The following is an 18510-nucleotide window of genomic DNA, read 5'->3' on the forward strand; positions in this document are numbered from 1 at the left end:
CTAGCTGGCGTACGCGCGCAGCCGGTCGGCGCGCTCGCCGTTGCGCAGCTTCGCCATGACCTCGCGCTCGATCTGGCGCACGCGCTCGCGCGAGAGCCCGAAGAGCTTGCCGATCTGGTCGAGGGTGCGCGGCTGACCGTCGTCGAGGCCGTAGCGCAGCCGGATGACCTGCTGCTCCCGCTCGTCCAGGGTGGCCAGCACCGAGCGCACGTCGCTGTGCATGAGGCTGGAGATCACGGCCGACTCGGCCGACGCCGCCTCCGCGTCCTCGATGAAGTCGCCCAGCGGCGCCTCCTCGTCGGACCCGACGGGCATGTCGAGGCTCACCGGATCACGCGAGTGGTCCATGAGGTCGGCGATCTTCTCAGCCGGGATCCCCGATTCCGACGCCAGTTCGGCGTCCGTGGCCTCGCGGCCCAGCTGTTGGTGCAGCTCGCGCCGGATCCGGGCCAACTTGTTCACCTGCTCGACGAGGTGAACGGGGAGCCGGATGGTGCGGGACTGATCGGCCATGCCGCGGGTGATGGCCTGACGGATCCACCAGGTGGCGTACGTCGAGAACTTGAAACCCTTGGCGTAGTCGAACTTCTCCATCGCGCGGATCAGGCCGAGGTTGCCCTCCTGGATGAGGTCCAGCAGCGGCATTCCGCGCCCGGTGTAGCGCTTGGCCAGCGAGACCACGAGCCGCAGGTTCGCCTCCAGTAGGTGCTGCCGGGCGGCCTGGCCATCGCGCACGATGAACGCCAGGTCGCGCTTCTTGGCCGCGGCCATCCGCTTCTTGGTCTCGAGCAGGTGCTGGGCGTAGAGCCCGGCCTCGATCCGCTTGGCCAGTTCCACCTCGTCCTCCGCCGTCAGCAGGGCGGTGCGGCCGATGCCGTTCAGGTACACGCGCACCAGATCCGCGGCGGGACTCTGTGCGTCGAGATCGGCCTCGGTCAGCGGGGGCCGCACCCGATCAGCGGGGCGGGCTGCGGTGCTAGCGGTGTTGACGCGGTGTGCCATGTGGGCTGCCTCCTGTTCGCCGGTACATCTGTTCAACGGACGACAGGCACGCAGAGTTCCCGAGCCCGGATCCTGACCTGCGTGAATGCGGACCGGCTCTGAGAAGTTGCTTAGAGGAAGGTTACGACTCCGTGACGGTGCAGGTCGGCGAGCAGACGGTGCGCGGGCTCGGCAAGGCCTTCGTCGCCGGTGGCGACCTCGAGCAGCACGACGAGGTCCTCGACGGTGAGCGCGCCGGTGCAGCCGGCGAGGAGCCGTGCCCCGGCCTCGTCGATGTCGTGGGTCCAGCGCGGCCCGGACATCCGAGTCACGCGGACGGCGACCTCGTCCCACCCCTCGACGCCCGGCACCGAGACGCGCTCGAGCGCCACGTCGTCGCCCAGGACGGGGCGAGCACCGTCGAGGTCGATGTCCCGGAGCCGGTCCATCCGCGCGAAGTGCGCCGGCACCTCCGTGCCCAGCGGGTCCTCGAAGGCGTGGGCCAGTTCCTCGCAGACCACCTCGGACGGGCCGTCCACGGCGCGCAGGAACACGAATCCGAAGCCGATCCCCGTCACGCCCGCGTCCGCGAGGTGCCGCAGCCAGCGGTCCGATTTGGCCCGGCCCGCACCGACGCGGGGATCGAGGCCCTCGTCGCGCAGCCAGGTCCCCACGTAGAGAGCGGGGTCGGCCACGTCGCGCTGCAGCACCCACGCCGCGACCCCCTCGTCCGGCAGCCACGAGGCCACCCGCGACTGCCAGGACTCGCCCTCGCGGTGCACCCACGATGCGAGCAACGCCGCCGTTCCGCCCGGGGTCAGGTGTTCCGGCGCCCCGCGCACCACGAGCTCCGACGCCCCGTCCAGGTCGAGCCCCGAGTCGCGATAGGTGTGCTCGACCCGGCCTTCGCCGACCACGAACGGCGGGTTCGCCAGCACGAGGTCGAACCGGCGCCCCGCCACCGGAGCGAACCAGTCCCCGGTCAGCACTTCGACGCCGGCGCCGTTGAGTGCGGCGGAGGCTGCGGCGAATCCGGCGGCGCGCACGCTGACGTCGGTGGCCGTCACCGCGTCCGCGAAGCGGGTCGCGGCGCACGCGTGGACGCCGCAGCCGGTGCCCAGGTCGAGCACGGTGCCCACGCGTTCGCGCGGCGTGGCGCGCAGCAGCGACTGGGACGCGTGGCCCACGCCGAGCACGTGCTCGCGGTGCTGCGAATGCGGGCGCATCAGCCCGTCGAGGTCGGAGAGGAACCACTGCGTGCCCGCGCCCGGTGCGCCCGGGAGGTCCAGCGGCCGCAGGCTCAACGCGGCCCGCACCTGCTCAGGGGCGTCGGGGTCGGGTTCGAGCAGCCCCGCCGCGATCGCCTCGTCGACGGTGACCGGGGCGAGCGCACCGTCGGCCTGGGCGCGCGACGGGCGCGGCGGCGAGGAACAAGCGGATCAACACGTCGAGCGGCGCCGGCCCGGCGGCCGCCGCCTCGACGGGGCCGGGCTCACCGCGCGACAGGCAGCCGTAGGCGTCGCCCGTGCGGTCGGCGACGGCGGACTCGAAGAACCGGGCGGCGGCGAGCGCCGGCCCCAGCCTGCGACACAACGGGACCAGAGCGGGGGAGAGGAGCACCTACTCGCCGTGCCCCGGGACGGTGGTGATCGGGTGGCCCTGCAGGGCGAGGCGGTCCATCTTGCGCTGGGTGAACCGATCGGGGGCACCACGCCGCTTCTTCGGCCGGTCGTTGGCGCGGATCACCGCGATCCACGGGATCGGGATCGACCCGCCGAGCACCGCCAGCGCGATCACCCAATTGCCGGTGGCCGAATAGATCCAGGCCGAGATGACGAGAGCGGGAATCCGGATGGCCATGATCATCAGGTAGCGGCGCACGCGGCGCCGGTACTGCTCCTCGTACGACTCCTCCGCATCTGTGATGACGTACGTGCCGTCCTGATCGTTTCCCACTCTTCGATCGTCCCACCGCGCCTGGCAGAATGAAAGTCATGAGCACGAAGACCTTGGAGAAGCCGGACGTCGATTCCGACGCCGACATAGGCAATGACGACGACAGTCCCAAGTTCTTCCACTACGTGCGGAAGAACAAGATCGCCGAGTCCGCGGTGATGGGCAATTACGTCGTCGCCCTCTGCGGCGAGACCTTCCCCGTCACCAAGTCGGCGAAGCCCGGCTCGCCCGTGTGCCCGGACTGCAAGAAGATCTACGACCGGATGAAGAAGTAGCGGCTCACCGCTGTTCCACCCCGCGCGGCGGTGCGGCGCGCGGGGTCGGCGCGGGCCGCGGTACCGCGGGTTCGACGGTGCCCGGCTCGTCCTGTTCGGAGCGCTGCCGCCGGCGGATGGGGTCGGTGGCGCGGCGCAGTCCCTCCGCGGCCAACTGGCCGGGATTGTCGATCCCGGCCTCCTTCATCTGCTCGACGACCCAGCCGCGCAGTTGATCGGTGCGGATCTCCCGCGCGGGCCAGCGGGTCTGCATCGCCGCGTTGAACTCGGCCCCCACCATCACCGCGAACCCCAGGAAGAACGTGAACAGCAGGAACGCGATCGGGGTGGCGAGCGCGCCGTAGGAGTAGCCGCGGCCCGTCGAGATCCAGGACAGGTACACGCGCAGCCCCGTCGATGCGACGAGGAAGATCAGCGCGGCGAGCGCGGCGCCGGGCACGTGCCGGTACCAGGGCAGCGGCCGGGGCAGCGACTGCCGGTACAGCAGGGCGAGCCCGCCGACCAACATGAGCACGACGAACGGCAGGTACCCGAGGTCGATCAGCCGGCCCACGGCGGGGTGCCAGGAGGCCGGGATGTACTTGACGATCAGCGTGGGGCCGAGCGCCACGAGCGGGAGCGTGAACACGGCGATGATCAGGAACTCCACGTACAGGAGCAGGGCGAAAAGTCGCTGGTGCACGGGATTGCGCACGGTGTGCTGGTCGTGCGCCTTGGAGATCGAGTCCACGAACGACGACAACGCCGAGGAGCCCGCCCACAGCGCGATGATGAAGCCCACCGACACCACGTCGCCGCGGCCCTGCTGCAGCACGCCCTCGACCGTGGGCTTGATGATCTCCTCGACGACGCTCGGCGTGAACACCGACGAACTGCCCGCGAGGATCTTGTCGTGGATGACGTCGATCGTGTCCGGGCCGAACCAGCCGGCGACGTAGCCGGTGAGGCCCAGCAGGCCCAGCAGCAGCGGCGGGGAGAGAGGGTCTGCCAGAACGCGGCCTGGGCGCTCTGACCGACGATCGAGTCGTCCCAGGACTTGACGATCGTGCGCCACAGGACGTGCGGCATTCCCCGGACCACCGCCCACACGCGGGCCGGGAGCGGGGCGCGCCGAGGTCGATCCAGGTCGCGGGTGTGCGGCCCTGGATCGTCCGGTCCCGGAGCCCCTCGGGGCCGGGGCGCCGGCTGCCCGGCGTCGGGTGCGCGTCGTCCATCGAGGTCCAGTCTTCCCCACCAGCGCCGATCGCGCCGGGACCGGGACCGCCGCGTGTTGCGAGTAGACTCCTCCAGGGTTCACGATCGACCTGCTCGCGCCGAGGTACACCGCGCCGGGCGGGCTTCTCTTCGCGTTTAGGGGTGCTTTTCTGATGGCGGCTTCACTTCGTGTCTGGCAGCGCCGTGCGCTCACGAAGTACCTGACAGCCAAGCCCCAGGACTTCCTCGCTGTGGCCACGCCGGGGCCGGCAAGACCACGTTCGCGCTGCGCGTCGCCGCTGAGCTGCTGGCGGACCGCACCGTCGAGCGGGTGACCGTGGTCGCGCCGACCGAGCACCTGAAGTACCAGTGGGCGGAATCGGCGGCGCGCAACGGCATCAACCTCGATCCCAACTTCAGCAACTCGTCGGGGGCCACCTCGTCGGACTTCGACGGCGTCGTGATCACGTACGCACAGGTCGGCATGCACCCGTACAAGCACCATGCGCGCACCACCGCCTACAAGACGCTGGTGATCCTGGATGAGATCCACCACGCGGGCGACGCGAAGAGTTGGGGCGAGGGCGTCCGGGAGGCCTTCGAGGGCGCCACCCGGCGGCTCGCGCTCACGGGTACCCCGTTCCGCAGCGACGACAATCCGATCCCGTTCGTCACCTACGAGCCGGAGGCCGGCGGAGGGCAGCGTTCCAAGGCGGACCACGTCTACGGCTATTCGGATGCGCTCGCCGACGGCGTGGTGCGGCCCGTGGTGTTCCTCGCCTACTCCGGCCAGGCCAGCTGGCGCACCAGCGCGGGCGAGGAGTTCACGGCCCGGCTCGGCGAGCCGCTGAGCAAGGAGCAGACGGCGCGGGCCTGGCGCACGGCGCTCGACCCGCACGGCGACTGGATCCCCGCGGTGCTGCAGGCCGCGAACACTCGTCTGGACCAACTGCGCCGGGCCATGCCCGATGCGGGGGGCCTCGTGATCGCCACCGATCAGTCCACGGCCCGCGACTACGCGGAACTCCTCGAGGAGATCAGCGGCGAGAAGGTCACGGTGGTGCTGTCGGACGACCCGACCGCGTCGAAGCGGATCAGCGCGTTCTCCGAGAGCACCGACAAGTGGATGGTCGCCGTCCGCATGGTGTCGGAGGGCGTGGACGTCCCGCGCCTCGCGGTGGGTGTCTACGCCACCAGTGCGTCGACGCCGCTGTTCTTCGCGCAGGCGATCGGCCGGTTCGTGCGGAACCGGGTGCCGGGGGAGACTGCCAGCGTATTCCTGCCGTCGGTCCCCGTGCTGCTTGACCTGGCCTCGAAGCTCGAGGAGCAGCGCGATCACGTGTTGGGCAAGCCGCACCGGGAATCCGACGGCCTCGACGACGCGCTGCTCATCGACGCCAACAAACAGAAGGACGAGCCCGGCGAGGAGGAGAAGGCGTTCGTCTCCCTCCACGCCGACGCCGAGCTGGACCAACTGATCTACGACGGTTCCTCGTACGGCACCGCGACGTTCTCGGGGAGCGAGGAGGAGGCGGACTACCTCGGACTGCCCGGGCTGCTCGACGCGGAGCAGATGCGGGCGCTGCTGCAGCAGCGGCAGAAGGAGCAGGTCGGCGCGCGCTCGGCGGTCGAGGAGAAGCCGACTCCGCCGCCGCAGGTCGAGGAGCGGGCCACCGCGGGCGCGCAGTTGTCGGCCCTGCGTCGAGAGCTCAACTCACTGGTGGCGATGCACCATCACCGGACAGGAAGCCGCACGGCGTGGTGCACAACGAACTGCGCAGCAAGCTGGGCGGGCCGGTGACCGCGATGGCCACCGCCGATCAACTCCGCGAACGGATCGCCGCCCTGCGCACCTGGAAATGACGACGGCGCGGCGCACCCGGAAGTAGGGCGGGTGCGCCGCGCCGTCGAACAGGCAGCCGTCAGACGGCTGCCGGGGCCTGCACGATCGTGGCGCCCTGCGCCTCCAGCTTCGCGCTGTGCTCGGTGTAGTGGTGGCTGCAGAACAACAGCTCGAACCCCGACGGCAGCACCGCGCGAACCTGGGCGGCCGCCGAGCAACGATCGCAACGGTCGGACGCGGTGAGCGGAGCGAAAGCCTCGCCTGCGGGGGCTTCTGAAGTGACTGTGTTGGTCATGACTCCTCCGTTCCTTGCGAACCGTTCTTACATCTCTTTATACGTTCGAGGGTACCCATTTGTTCCACCGAACCCGGGAGGTGACCCGCATGTTCTCCGAGGGTGAACACCGCCGCGAATATCGGCGGGCGCCCTGTGCGGTGCGGTGCCTAGGGTGGTCGGGGTGACCGCACTCCTGATCCCCGCGATGTTCGTGATCGGGGCGATCAGCCAGTATGTGGGCGCGTCTTTGGGCGTCGGACTCTTCGAGCATCTCTCGCCCGTCGCCGTGGCGTGGCTGCGCGGCGCCGGGGCCGGCATCATCCTGCTCGTCGCGCTGCGTCCCCGGCGCGCGAACTGGTCGGCCGCCCGCCTGCGCGCCGCCGCGCTGTTCGGCACCGTCACCGTGCTGATGAACATGGCCTTCTACACGGCCATCGCCCACATCGACCTCGGCACGGCCGTCGCGATCGAGTTCCTCGGGCCCATCGCCGTCGCGGTGGTGGGCTCGCGCCGCCACCTCGACCTGCTTGCCGCGGCCGGTGCTCTGATCGGGGTCGTGTCCGTGGCGGGGGTCAACGTCGGCGGCGTCTCCGGGGCCGACGGTGCCCTCGGCGTCGCGCGCTCCTCGCCGCGGCCCTGTGGGCGGGCTACATCGTACTGGGCAAGCGCGTGGCGGACGCCGGCGGCGGGATCGAGGGCCTCGGCGTGGGCCTGGCCGCGGGCGCGCTCGTACTCGCGGTACCCGGTCTCGGGTTCGACGTCGTGACTCGCCCGGAGGCGTTCGCGAGCTGGGAGGTGTGGGTCCTCGGCCTCGGCCTGGGCCTGCTCAGCTCGGTGGTGCCGTACGCGCTGGACCAGGTGGTCCTGACCCGCGTCGGGCGGGCGCGGTTCGCTCTGCTGCTCGCGCTGCTTCCGGTGACCGCCACCGCCGTCGGTGCCGTGATGCTCGGCCAGCGGCCGGGATGGCTCGAGGCGGTGGGGATCGCACTCGTGGTGATCGCGATCGCCGCGACCTCGCGCGATGCGTCCCGCGGCCGCGACGAGCCGGACGCGGGTAGTTAGTCATTCACACCTCCCGGCGCGAAATCGGGTTAGATTCTCGACCATGAACCCCGGTGCCGATCACTCGTCCGTCCACCCCCCGCGCCCCGATCGCGACCCGTTCGGGTTGCCCACGGGTGGCTTCAACCGCCGACGGTTCCTCGCGGGTTTCGGTGTCCTGGCCGGGACCGGCGTGCTCGCCGCGTGCGGCGTCAGCGCGCCGGGCGGTGGCGCACCGTCGGCCTCAAGTGCGCCGCCGAAGCCGCTGACCGGACCCGATCTGTCGGGCGCCGCGCCGGGCGTGCGGGTGCAGGACGACCTGTTCCGGCACGTGAACGGTGCGTGGTACGACGGCTTCACGATCCCCGCCGACAAGGCGTCGTTCAACACCTTCACCGACCTCTCGGATCGGGCGCTGGCCCAGCTCAAGGCGATCATCGAGTCGATCAAGGACCCGCGCACCCGGAGCAACGAGGCGAAGATCCGCGACGTCTACGACTCGTTCATGGACACCACGCGGATCGACGCGGCCGGTGCGGACCCGATCAAACCCGACCTCGACGCGATCGACCAGGCGGGCGACAAGGCCGCGCTCCTTGACGCGGCCGGCGGCCACCAGAAGCAGGGCGTCTCCGGCCTCGTGGGGTACTACGTGGACACGGATCAGAAGGACTCGTCGAAGTACGTGCTCAACTTCGTCCAATCGGGCATCGGCCTGCCGGACGAGGCGTACTACCGCGACGCCAAGTACGCCGAGGCGCGCGACAAGTACCGCGCCTACCTGGAGAAGGTGGCCGCGCTGGCGGGGCTCGCCGACGCGCCCGGGGTGGCGGCGCGGGTGCTGGCCTTCGAAACGTCGGTGGCGAAGGGGCACTGGGACCGGGTGCGTTCGCGCGATGCGACCGCGACCTACAACCCGTACCCGTGGGCGGAGCTGACGAAGCTCGCGCCCGGGTACGACTGGGACCGCTGGGCTCGGGCCGTGGGGATCAAGACCGAGGATGCGAAGACCGTGGTCGTGGCGCAGCCGAGCTTCCTCACCGCCGCCGCGAAGCTCTGGGCGGACACCGACCTGAACACGCTCAAGGACCACGCGCGCATCCAGGTGGTCCGCGCGTACGCGGCGTACCTGTCCGAGCCCTTCGTCACCACGAACTTCGACTTCTACTCGAAGACGTTGCGCGGCACCGAGAAGCAGACCGAGCGCTGGAAGCGCGGGGTCGGCGCGGTCGAGGCGGCGCTCGGCGAGGCCCTGGGCGAGCTGTACGTCAAGAGACACTTTCCGGCCGACGCCAAGCAGCAGGCCGAGCAGCTCGTCAACAACCTGCGGAGCGCCTATCGCGCGAGCTTCGCCGAGCTCGACTGGATGACACCGGCGACCCGCCGGGCCGCGGCCGCCAAGCTCGAGAAGATCCGCACCAAGATCGGCTACCCCGACCAGTGGCGCGACTACGGCGACCTCAAGACCGACGGGAAGTCGATCGTCGCCAACGTCCGCGCGTCCGGCGAGTTCGAGAACGCCCATATGCTGGGCAAACTCACGAAGCCGGTGGACCGGGGCGAGTGGCTGATGACCCCGCAGACGGTGAACGCCTACTACAACCCCGGGATGAACGAGATCGTGTTCCCCGCGGCGATCCTGCAGCCGCCGTTTTTCTCGCCCGACGCGCAGGCGGCCGTGAACTACGGTGGTATCGGCGCCGTGATCGGGCACGAGATCGGCCACGCGTTCGACGATCAGGGTGCGAAGTACGACGGTGACGGCAACCTCGAGGACTGGTGGGAGCCGGCCGACAGGGCCGAGTTCGACAAGCGCACGAAGGCGCTGATCGCCCAGTACGACGCGCTGGTACCGGCCGGGCTGCCGCCCGAGAACACGGTCAACGGCGGACTCACCGTGGGCGAGAACCTCGCGGACCTCGGTGGGCTGTCGATCGCCGTCGCGGCGTACCGGATCGCGGTCGCGAACCACGATCCGGGGACCGAGGGGGCGGCCCGGGCGAGCGGCGCACCGTCGGCGAGCGCGGCACCGTCGGGCGGGGCGAGCGCGAGTGCCGCGCCCGCCGCCGGCCCGGACCTGACGGCGCTGTTCCTGAGCTGGGGCCGGATCTGGCGGAACAAGGCGCGCGAGGCGTCCGCGATCCAATCGTTGGCCACGGACCCGCACGCGCCCAACGAGTTCCGCGCCAATCAGGTGGTCAAGAACGTGGGCGCCTTCGCCGACACCTTCGGCGTGCGCCCCGGAGACCGGGAGTGGCTGGACCCGAAGGACCGCGTACGGGTCTGGTGACTACAAACCCATGTCCTTGGCGATGATCGAGCGCATCACCTCGGACGTGCCGCCGTAGATGCGGTTCACGCGGTTGTCGGCGTAGAGGCGGGCGATCGGGTACTCGTTGATGTACCCGTATCCGCCGTGCAGCTGCAGGCAGCGATCGATCACGTCCGAGGCCGCCTCGGTGCAGAACAGCTTGAGCGAGGCGGCGTCGGCCGCGGTGAGTTCGCCGGCGTCGTGCAGCTCGAGGCCGCGGTCCACGCTGGACTCCATCGCGTCGACCTTCGCCTTGCACGCGGCGAGCTCGAACTTGGTGTTCTGGAACGATGCGACGGACTTGCCGAAGATGTTGCGGTCCTGGGTGTAGGCCTGCGCGAAGCGGACGGCGGCGGACGCCTGGGCGTAGGCGCCCACGGCGATCGACAGGCGCTCCTGCGGCAGGTTCTGGCCGAGGTACGAGAAGCCCTTGTTCTCCTCGCCGAGCAGATCCTCCACGGGGACCTTGACGTCGGTGAACGACAGCTCGGCGGTGTCCGAGGTCTTCAGTCCGATCTTGCTGAGCTTGCGGCCCACGGCGTAGCCGTCCAGAGCGGTGTCGACCACGAACAGGGAGATGCCGAAGCGGCGGTCGTCGTCCTTCGGGGAGCGGTACGGGCGCACACGATCACCCGGTCGGCGTTGACGCCGCCGGTGATGAACGTCTTCGCGCCGTTGAGCACGTAGTGCGTGCCGTCGTCGGACAGCTTGGCGGTGGTCTTCATACCCGCGAGGTCGGAACCGGTGCCGGGCTCGGTCATGGCGATGGCGAACATCATCTCACCCGCGGCCATCCCGGGCAGCCAGCGCTTCTTCTGCTCGTCGGTCGCGAGGCCGGTGAGGTACGGCAGGCACAGCGCGATGTGGACCGAGGAACCGCCGAACGAGACCCCGGCGCGGGCGAGTTCCTCGCTGATCACGGCCTGATACTTGAACGATTCGATGCCGGCGCCGCCGTACTCCTCGGGCACCTCGATCCCGAACACGCCCAGTTCGCCGAGCTTGCGGTAGAAGTCCTTCGGCACGATCCCCGCCTCGTACCACTCGTCGTAGTGCGGCACGACCTCCGCCTCGATGAACGAGCGGAGCGTGTCGCGGAAGGCTTCGTGGTCCTCGGTGTAGACGGTACGGCGCATGGTGGTTCTCCTTCGTTGTCCGGTCCGGTGTCAGGCCAGTCTGCGCGCACCGACGGTGCGCAGGGCCAGGTCTGCGTAGAAGTCCCCGATCCGCTCGGGGGTGATCGGGCCGCCGTCGTGGTACCAGCGGCCGATGTCGATGCCGCTCGAGAGCACCGCGATGGTCGCCATGCCCGGATCGGGGGTGTCGAACGAACCGTCCTCGACGCCCGCGTCGACGATGGTGCGGATGCGCCGCGTGATCTCCCGCCGCAGCGCGACGACCTCGGCACGGTGTTCCTCGGTCAGTGCTTCGAGCTCGTAGTTCACCACGCGCACACTGGTGTGCGCGGAGGCGTGGTGGGTGGCGAAGGCGCGCAGCGCGGCCGAGAGCCGCTCGGCGGGGGAGCGTTCGGCGTCGTCGACCTCACGGAGCACGTCCAGGATCCGCTGATGCCCTACGACCGAGAGTTGGTGCAGTAGTTGCTCTTTCGACTTGTAGTGCACGTAAACGGCGGCGGGGCTCATGCCGGCGGCACCGGCGATGTCCCGGGTCGTGGTGCCGTGGAAGCCGCGCTCGGCGAAGGCCTCCGCGGCAGCCGACAGAAGTCGTGCCCGGGTGGCGTCAGCGCGGGACTGGGGGTCGGGCTCCGGCATCGCCGCTCCTGTTCTGCTTTCGCGCACCGGCGCGGTGGCGCTCACCTAGTGTGAAGTGAGCCACGCCGGTCCGTCGATTGACGACTGGCTCTCATTGGTGCAGAGTAGATGCTACACCGCTAAGCGAGCGCTTAGTCAGGTTGCTCGGAAGTCAGTCGAACTCGGAGGTCCTCATGCCAGAAGCCGTCATCGTCGCCACCGCGCGGTCCCCGATCGGGCGCGCCGCCAAGGGCTCGCTCAAGGACGTGCGGCCCGACGACCTGTCGGTCCAGATGGTGCGCGCGGCGCTCGCCAAGGTGCCGCAGCTCGACCCACGCGACATCGACGATCTCATGTTCGGCTGCGGCCAGCCCGCGGGCGAGTCGGGTTTCAACATCGCGCGCGCCGTCGCCGTCGAGGCCGGCCTCGACCACCTGCCCGGCGTCACCGTCAACCGCTACTGCAGTTCCAGCCTGCAGACCACCCGGATGGCGTTCCACGCGATCAAGGCCGGCGAGGGTGACGTGTTCCTCTCGGGCGGCGTCGAGACCGTGAGCCGTTACGTCAAGGGCAACGCCGACGGTCTGCCGGACACCAAGAACCCGCTCTTCGGCGACGCCGAGGCGCGCACCGCGGAGTTCGCCCAGGGCGGTAGGACCTGGGTCGACCCGCGCGAGTCCGGCCTCCTGCCCGACGTGTACATCGCGATGGGGCAGACCGCCGAGAACGTCGCGCAGTTCAAGAACGTCAGCCGGCGCGACCAGGACGAGTGGGGCGTGCGCAGCCAGAACCGCGCCGAGGCCGCGATCGCCTCGGGCTTCTGGGAGAAGGACATCACCCCGGTCACGCTCGCCGACGGCACCGTCGTCGCCAAGGACGACGGTCCGCGCGCCGGCGTCACCTACGAGGGCATCGCCGGGCTCAAGCCCGTCTTCCGCCCGGACGGCACCGTCACGGCGGGCAACTGCTGCCCGCTCAACGACGGCGCGGCGGCCGTGGTGATCATGTCGGACGAGAAGGCCAAGGCACTCGGCCTGACCCCGCTCGCCCGCATCGTCTCCACCGGTGTCACCGGCCTGTCGCCCGAGATCATGGGCCTCGGCCCGGTCGAGGCGTCGAAGCAGGCGCTCGCTCGCGCCGGGATGTCCATCGGCGACATCGACCTCATGGAGGTCAATGAGGCCTTCGCCGCGCAGGTCATCCCGTCCGTGCGCGACCTCGGGATCGATGAGGACAAGGTCAACGTCAACGGCGGCGCCATCGCCGTCGGCCACCCGTTCGGCATGACCGGGGCGCGCATCACCAGCACGCTGATCAACTCTCTGGCCTGGCACGACAAGCAGTTCGGCCTGGAGACGATGTGCGTCGGCGGCGGTCAGGGCATGGCCATGATCATCGAGCGGCTCAGCTGATGAGCGCCCGGTTCGAGAACAAGACCGCGATCGTCACCGGCGCCAGCCGGGGCATCGGGCTCGCGATCGCGCGGCGGCTGGTCGCGGACGGCGCCAAGGTCGTGATCACCGCCCGGAAGCAGGACGCGCTCGACGCCGCGGTGGCCGAGCTCGGCGGGCCCGACGTCGCCGTCGCGGTCGCCGGATCCGGTGACGACGCGGCCCACCAGGACGAGACGATCGCGACCGCGATCGACCGTTTCGGCAGCGCCGACTTCTTCGTCAACAACACCGGTATCAACCCGGTCTTCGGCCCACTGATGGATCTCGACGTCGCGGCCGCGCGCAAGATCTTCGAGGTCAACGTGCTCTCCACGCTGTCCTGGACCAAGAAAGTCTACGCGGCGTGGCAGAAGGAGCACGGCGGCGCCATCGTCAACGTCGGCTCCGTCGCCGGCCTGCGTCCCGCGCCCGGTATCGCCTTCTACGGGGTCTCCAAGGCCGCCGTCATCCACCTGACCGAGGAGCTCGCCGTCGAGCTCGGCCCGGACATCCGCATCAACGCCGTCGCCCCGGCGGTCGTCAAGACCCGGTTCGCCACGGCCCTGTACGAGGGCCGCGAGGAGCAGGTCTCGGCGGCCTACCCGCTCAAGCGGCTCGGCGTTCCGGACGACATCGGCTCGGTCGTCGCGTTCCTTCTGTCCGACGACGCGGCCTGGATGACCGGCCAGACGCTCACCGTCGACGGTGGCGTCCTGCTCACCGGCGGGGTCTAGTCGGATGGCGGCATTCGACCCTCGCGACAAGGGCGTCGTCGTCACCGGCGCCGGCAACGGAATCGGGGCGGCGCTGGCCCGCGCGCTCGCGTCCAGGGGCGCCCGCGTCGTGGTCTCCGACATCGATGCCGACGGTGCCGCGCGCACCGTCGCCGCGATCACCGCGGCCGGCGGGACGGCGTTCGCCGTCCCCGGCGACGCCGCGTCCGAGGACGGCGTCGCCGCGCTCGTCGCCGCGGCGCGCGCCGAGCTCGGCGCGATCGACGCGTGGTACGCGAACGCGGGGGTCGACCGCGGTCGCGGCCTCGACGCGACCGAGGCCGACTGGGACCTGTCCCTGCAGGTCAACGTGATGGCGCACGTGCGGGCTGCCCGCCTGTTGGTGCCCGAGTGGTCGGCCGCGGGCGGTGGCCGGTTCGTGGTCACCGCCTCGGCCGCGGGGCTGCTGACGATGCTCGGCGCCCCCGCGTACTCGGTGACCAAGCACGCGGCCGTCGCGTTCGCGGAGTGGCTGTCGGTCACCTACCGGCACCGCGGCATCGTCGTGCAGGCGATCTGCCCGCAGGGCGTGCAGACGCGGATGCTCGACGAGTCCGGCCCGCTCAAGGACCTGCTCAGTCACGACACCGCGCTCACCGCCGAGCAGGTGGCTGAGCAGGCCGTCGACGCCCTGGCCGGAGACGATTTCCTGATTCTCCCGCACCCCGAGGTCGCGGGTTACTACGCCGCCCGCGCCACCGGCACCGACCGGTGGATCGGCGGCATGAACAAGCTGCAGCAGCGGCTGGACGCGAAGGAGCACAGCGCATGAGGGCCTGGCAGGTATCCGAACTCGGTGAGCCGCTCGCGGTACTGGGGGAGGCGGCGTCGGACGTGCCCACACCGGGCCCCGGCCAGGTGGTGGTCCGCACGCTGGCGACCGCCGCGAACTTCCCCGACGTGCTCATGTGCCGCGGCCTGTACCAGGTCAAGCCGGAGCTGCCGTTCACGCCGGGCGTGGAGCTGTGCGGCGAGGTGGTGACCGTCGGCGAGGGCGTCGACGGCATCGCTCCCGGCGACCGCGTGCTCGGCGGCGCCGCGCTGCCCTTCGGCGGGTTCGCGGAGTACGCCGTGATGAACGCCGCCGAGACGTTCGCGGCGCCGGCCTCGCTCGACGACGCGCAGGCCTCGTCGCTCTTCATCGGCTACCAGACCGGCTGGTTCGGCCTGCACCGCCGCGCGAACCTCGCGGCCGGCGAGACCCTGCTCGTGCACGCGGCGGCGGGCGGTGTGGGCAGCGCCGCCATCCAGCTCGGCAAGGCCGCCGGCGCGAAGGTCATCGGCGTCGTCGGCGGCGAGGCGAAGGCCGAGGTGGCCCGCGCATTGGGCGCCGACGTGGTGATCGACCGGCACACCCAGGACTTCGTCGAGGTCGTCAAGGCGGAGACCGGCGGCCGTGGCGCCGACGTGATCTACGACCCGGTGGGCGGCGACACCTACAAGCGCTCCACCAAGTGCATCGCGTTCGAGGGCCGGATCCTCGTGATCGGCTTCGCCGGCGGCGCCATCCAGGAGGCCGCGCTCAACCACGCGCTCATCAAGAACTACTCGATCGTGGGCCTGCACTGGGGCCTGTACAACCGGTTCGACCCGGCGGCCGTGCGGCAGTGTCACGCCGAGCTCACCGCTCTCGCCGATCGGGGCCTGGTGAATCCGCTGGTGTCCGAGCGGCTCCCGTTCGACGCCGTCCCCGACGGCCTGCAGCGCCTCGCGGACGGGACGACCGTGGGTCGCGTCGTCTACCAGGCGGACGCATGACCGAGAACCCCGCGGAGGGCCGCGAGGTGGACGCCGTGCTCTTCGACTACGGAGGCGTCCTCACGGTGCCGATGCGGCACAGCATCAGGGCCTGGATCGCCGACGAGGACATCGTGCCCGAGTTCTTCACCGCCACCCTCAAAGCGTGGCTCGGCCGCGACGCCGAGGCGGGCAGCCCGATCCACCGGCTCGAGACCGGCGACCTGCCGGAGGCCGAGTTCGACGCCGCGTTCGCGGCGGCGCTGCGTACCCGCAGCGGCGCCCCGGTCGACCCGAACGGCGTGCTGCGCAGGATGTTCGCCCGCGTCGAGGACGACCCGGCCATGTGGGAGCTCGCCGCCGACCTGCGTTCGGCGGGCGTCACCGTCGCCCTCGTCTCCAACAGCTGGGGCGGCGGCACGGCGTACCCGAAGGATCGTCTCGCGGCCCTGTTCGCCGCGGTCGTGATCTCCGAGGAAGTCGGGCTGCGCAAGCCCGATCCCGCGATCTTCCACCTCGCCCTCGACCGGATCGGCGTGTCGCCCGAGCGCGCGGCGTTCATCGACGACGCCGTCCCCAACCTCGACGGGGCCGCGCGCCTCGGCATCCACGGCGTGCACCACGTCGACCCCGGTACCACCCGGGCGGCGCTGCGGGACCTCGTCCCCGCGCTCGCCTGAAACCTATTCACATACAAGGAGTTCACATGACCCAGCGCATCGCCATCGTCACCGGAGCCGCCCGCGGCATCGGCGCCGAGGTGGCCCGCCGCCTCGCCTCCGACGGTCACGCCGTCGCGGTCCTCGATCTCGACGAGGCCGCCTGCCGGGAGGTCGCGGACGGGATCAACGCCACCGGCGGCAAGGCCATCGGCGTCGGCGCCGACGTGGCCGACGAGGAGAAGGTGGTCGCCGCCGTGGAGCGCGTCGCGAACGAGCTCGGTGCGCCGACCATCCTGGTGAACAACGCCGGCATCATCCGCGACAACCTGCTGTTCAAGATGACCACGGGGGACTGGGATTCGGTGATGAACGTGCACCTGCGCGGCGCCTTCCTCATGTCCCGCGAGGTGCAGAAGCACCAGACTAAGGAGGGCTGGGGCCGCATCGTCAACCTGTCGTCGACGTCGGCGCTCGGCAACCGCGGCCAGGCCAACTACTCCGCCGCCAAGGCCGGCATGCAGGGGTTCACCAAGACCCTGGCGTTCGAGCTCGGCCGGTTCGGCGTGACCGCCAACGCCGTGGCACCGGGCTTCATCGCCACCGAGATGACCCAGGCCACCGCCGAGCGGATGGGCGTCACCTTCGAGGACTTCAAGGCGGCCGTCGCCAAGGAGACCCCGTTCAGCGGGTCGGCGCGCCCGCCGACATCGCCCACGCCGTCAGCTTCTTCGCCAGCGAGGGCGCCGGCTACGTCTCCGGCCAGGTCATGTACGTGGCCGGCGGGCCCAAGGCGTAGGCGGCGCGGACATGCGGGTACTCAACGGACTCGAGGAGCTGCAGGCGGCCGTCGGCGAGCACCTCGGCTACAGCGACTGGCTCGAGATCGACCAGCAGCGGATCGACCTGTTCGCCGAGGCGACGGGCGATCACCAATGGATCCACGTCGATCCGGAGCGCGCGAAGGACGGTCCGTTCGGCGCGACCATCGCGCACGGCTACCTCACGCTCTCGCTCATCCCGATGCTGGTGTGGCAGATCTACACCGTCGAGGGCACGAAGATGGGAGTGAATTACGGCGCCAACAAGATCCGCTTCCCCTCGCCGGTGCCGGTGGGCTCGCGCGTCCGGGCGGGGGTCGAGCTGGTCTCGGTGACCCCCGGTGGCGGCGGGCAGCAGGTCGTGGCCCGGGTGACGATCGAGCGCGAGGGCGGCGATCGCCCCGCCTGCGTCGCCGAGACCGTCTCGGTGGTGGTGTTCTGATGAGCGAGCAGCACCCGGGGCTCGACCTCGACGTCCTCGGCCGCTGGCTCCCGCAGCACGTCGAGGGCGCGGGGTCCGACCTCTCCGCCGTCCTCGTGGCGGGCGGCAAGTCCAACCTCACGTACCGCATCTCCGACGGTGCCTCGTCCTGGATCCTGCGCCGCCCGCCGGTCGGCAAGCTCCTGGCGACGGCCCACGACATGAGCCGCGAGTACCGCATGATGTCGGCCCTCGGCGGCACGGGTGTGCCCGTGCCGGTCATGTACGCGTTCTGCGACGACCCCGAGGTGCTGGGCGCTCCGTTCTACGTCATGAGCGAGATCGACGGTGTGCCCTACCGGCGTGCGAGCGAGCTCGTCGCCCTCGGCGAGGCGCGCACCCGGGCCATCTCGGAACGCCTCGTCGACACCCTCGTCGACCTGCACCACGTGGATCCGGCGAGCGTGGGCCTCGCTGACTACGGCAGGCCCGAGGGCTTCCTCGGCCGGCAGGTGGGGCGGTGGAACAAGCAGTTCCAGGCGGCGAAGACCCGCGACCTACCGAAGGTGGACGAGCTGTATCGCGCGCTCTCCGCGCGGGTCCCGGCCGACTCCGCGCCGGGCATCGTCCACGGCGACTACCGGCTGGACAACGTGCTCGTGTCGCCCGCCGACCTGCCCGCCGCCGTCATCGACTGGGAGCTCGCGACCATCGGCGACTCGCTGACCGATCTCGCGCTGATGGTGGTCTACGGCCGCCTCGCGAAGCTCTCCGCAACCACGGTGAGCGATGTGACGGAAGCCCCCGGCTTCCTCAGCGAGCAGCAGATCATCGACCGCTACGCCGCGGCGTCCAGCCGCGACCTCGGGGACTTCGGCTTCTACATCGCCCTCGCCAGCTTCAAGCTCGCCGGCATCGTCGAGGGCATCCACTACCGCTACGTCAACGGCCAGACCGTGGGCGAGGGCTTCGCGGAGGCCGGCGCCGCCGTGGATCCGCTGCTCGACGCCGGGCTTTCGGCACTCAAGGAGAACTGA

General features: G+C 70.6%; 15 protein-coding genes and 5 pseudogenes. 13 read left to right on the top strand and 7 right to left on the bottom strand.

Annotated elements, in window-relative coordinates; genetic code table 11:
* The 3 genes and pseudogenes from MTP03_RS09535 to MTP03_RS09550 form a co-directional block, all read right to left on the bottom strand.
* Entirely contained in the window at positions 1 to 1002 is a 1002-nt protein-coding gene (locus MTP03_RS09535) for a sigma-70 family RNA polymerase sigma factor (RefSeq protein ID WP_248491725.1), read from the bottom strand.
* A 110-nt stretch (positions 1003 to 1112) separates the two neighbouring features.
* Positions 1113 to 2601, bottom strand: a pseudogene (locus tag MTP03_RS09540) (methyltransferase).
* Entirely contained in the window at positions 2602 to 2937 is a 336-nt protein-coding gene (locus tag MTP03_RS09550) for a DUF3099 domain-containing protein (protein WP_248491728.1), read from the bottom strand.
* 38 nt (positions 2938 to 2975) lie between these two features.
* Here MTP03_RS09550 and MTP03_RS09555 point away from each other — a divergent pair, with 38 nt between their 5' ends.
* Entirely contained in the window at positions 2976 to 3212 is a 237-nt protein-coding gene (locus MTP03_RS09555; protein ID WP_248491729.1) for a DUF3039 domain-containing protein, read from the top strand.
* A gap of 4 nt (positions 3213 to 3216) precedes the next feature.
* Here MTP03_RS09555 and MTP03_RS09560 read toward each other — a convergent pair.
* Positions 3217 to 4280, bottom strand: a pseudogene (locus tag MTP03_RS09560) (YihY/virulence factor BrkB family protein).
* 299 nt (positions 4281 to 4579) lie between these two features.
* Here MTP03_RS09560 and MTP03_RS09565 point away from each other — a divergent pair.
* A pseudogene (locus tag MTP03_RS09565) lies at positions 4580 to 6269 on the top strand (DEAD/DEAH box helicase).
* Between the two features lie 59 nt (positions 6270 to 6328).
* Here MTP03_RS09565 and MTP03_RS09570 read toward each other — a convergent pair.
* Complete coding sequence (locus MTP03_RS09570; RefSeq protein ID WP_248491730.1) at positions 6329 to 6544, bottom strand: hypothetical protein; 216 nt, start codon at positions 6542 to 6544, stop codon at positions 6329 to 6331.
* A gap of 163 nt (positions 6545 to 6707) precedes the next feature.
* Between MTP03_RS09570 and MTP03_RS23590 the strand changes: the two genes are divergently transcribed.
* The 3 genes from MTP03_RS23590 to MTP03_RS09580 are packed head-to-tail and all read left to right on the top strand — an operon-like array spanning position 6708 to position 9857.
* Positions 6708 to 7292 carry a DMT family transporter gene (locus MTP03_RS23590; protein ID WP_371820934.1) on the top strand — a complete coding sequence of 195 codons (585 nt, stop codon included), beginning with the start codon at positions 6708 to 6710 and terminating at the stop codon, positions 7290 to 7292.
* The gene (locus MTP03_RS23595; protein ID WP_371820935.1) at positions 7196 to 7588 is read left to right on the top strand and encodes an EamA family transporter; all 393 of its coding nucleotides are present in this window, start codon (positions 7196 to 7198) and stop codon (positions 7586 to 7588) included. The genes MTP03_RS23590 and MTP03_RS23595 overlap by 97 nt, the downstream gene beginning before the upstream one ends.
* A 43-nt stretch (positions 7589 to 7631) precedes the next feature.
* Positions 7632 to 9857, top strand: coding sequence for a M13 family metallopeptidase (locus MTP03_RS09580; protein WP_248491731.1), 2226 nt, complete (start codon positions 7632 to 7634; stop codon positions 9855 to 9857).
* On the opposite strand, the pseudogene MTP03_RS09585 reads toward MTP03_RS09580, so the two are convergent.
* Both MTP03_RS09585 and MTP03_RS09590 read right to left on the bottom strand, forming a co-directional pair.
* A pseudogene (locus MTP03_RS09585) lies at positions 9858 to 11014 on the bottom strand (acyl-CoA dehydrogenase family protein).
* 30 nt (positions 11015 to 11044) lie between these two features.
* Entirely contained in the window at positions 11045 to 11650 is a 606-nt protein-coding gene (locus tag MTP03_RS09590; RefSeq protein ID WP_248491732.1) for a TetR/AcrR family transcriptional regulator, read from the bottom strand.
* Between the two features lie 173 nt (positions 11651 to 11823).
* Here MTP03_RS09590 and MTP03_RS09595 point away from each other — a divergent pair, with 173 nt between their 5' ends.
* The 8 genes and pseudogenes from MTP03_RS09595 to MTP03_RS09630 all read left to right on the top strand — a co-directional run bounded on the left by MTP03_RS09595 (position 11824) and on the right by MTP03_RS09630 (position 18510).
* Complete coding sequence (locus MTP03_RS09595; protein WP_248491733.1) at positions 11824 to 13041, top strand: acetyl-CoA C-acetyltransferase; 1218 nt, start codon at positions 11824 to 11826, stop codon at positions 13039 to 13041.
* Complete coding sequence (locus MTP03_RS09600) at positions 13041 to 13796, top strand: SDR family oxidoreductase (RefSeq protein WP_248491734.1); 756 nt, start codon at positions 13041 to 13043, stop codon at positions 13794 to 13796. The genes MTP03_RS09595 and MTP03_RS09600 overlap by 1 nt, the downstream gene beginning before the upstream one ends.
* Before the next feature lie 4 nt (positions 13797 to 13800).
* On the top strand, positions 13801 to 14607 hold the full coding sequence (locus tag MTP03_RS09605) for an SDR family oxidoreductase (protein ID WP_248491735.1): 807 nt from the start codon (positions 13801 to 13803) through the stop codon (positions 14605 to 14607).
* Positions 14604 to 15593, top strand: a complete 990-nt coding sequence (locus MTP03_RS09610; protein WP_248491736.1) for an NADPH:quinone oxidoreductase family protein — start codon at positions 14604 to 14606, stop codon at positions 15591 to 15593. Before MTP03_RS09605 ends, MTP03_RS09610 begins: the two co-directional genes overlap by 4 nt.
* Entirely contained in the window at positions 15590 to 16252 is a 663-nt protein-coding gene (locus MTP03_RS09615; protein WP_248491737.1) for an HAD family phosphatase, read from the top strand. Before MTP03_RS09610 ends, MTP03_RS09615 begins: the two co-directional genes overlap by 4 nt.
* A 26-nt stretch (positions 16253 to 16278) precedes the next feature.
* Positions 16279 to 17030, top strand: a pseudogene (locus MTP03_RS09620) (SDR family oxidoreductase).
* 11 nt (positions 17031 to 17041) lie between these two features.
* A complete protein-coding gene (locus MTP03_RS09625) occupies positions 17042 to 17494 on the top strand; it encodes a MaoC family dehydratase (protein WP_248491738.1) in 453 nt (150 codons plus the stop codon).
* On the top strand, positions 17494 to 18510 hold the full coding sequence (locus MTP03_RS09630) for a phosphotransferase family protein (RefSeq protein WP_248491739.1): 1017 nt from the start codon (positions 17494 to 17496) through the stop codon (positions 18508 to 18510). The genes MTP03_RS09625 and MTP03_RS09630 overlap by 1 nt, the downstream gene beginning before the upstream one ends.

Source organism: Tsukamurella sp. PLM1 (genome assembly GCF_023168325.1).
GTDB lineage: Bacteria > Actinomycetota > Actinomycetes > Mycobacteriales > Mycobacteriaceae > Tsukamurella.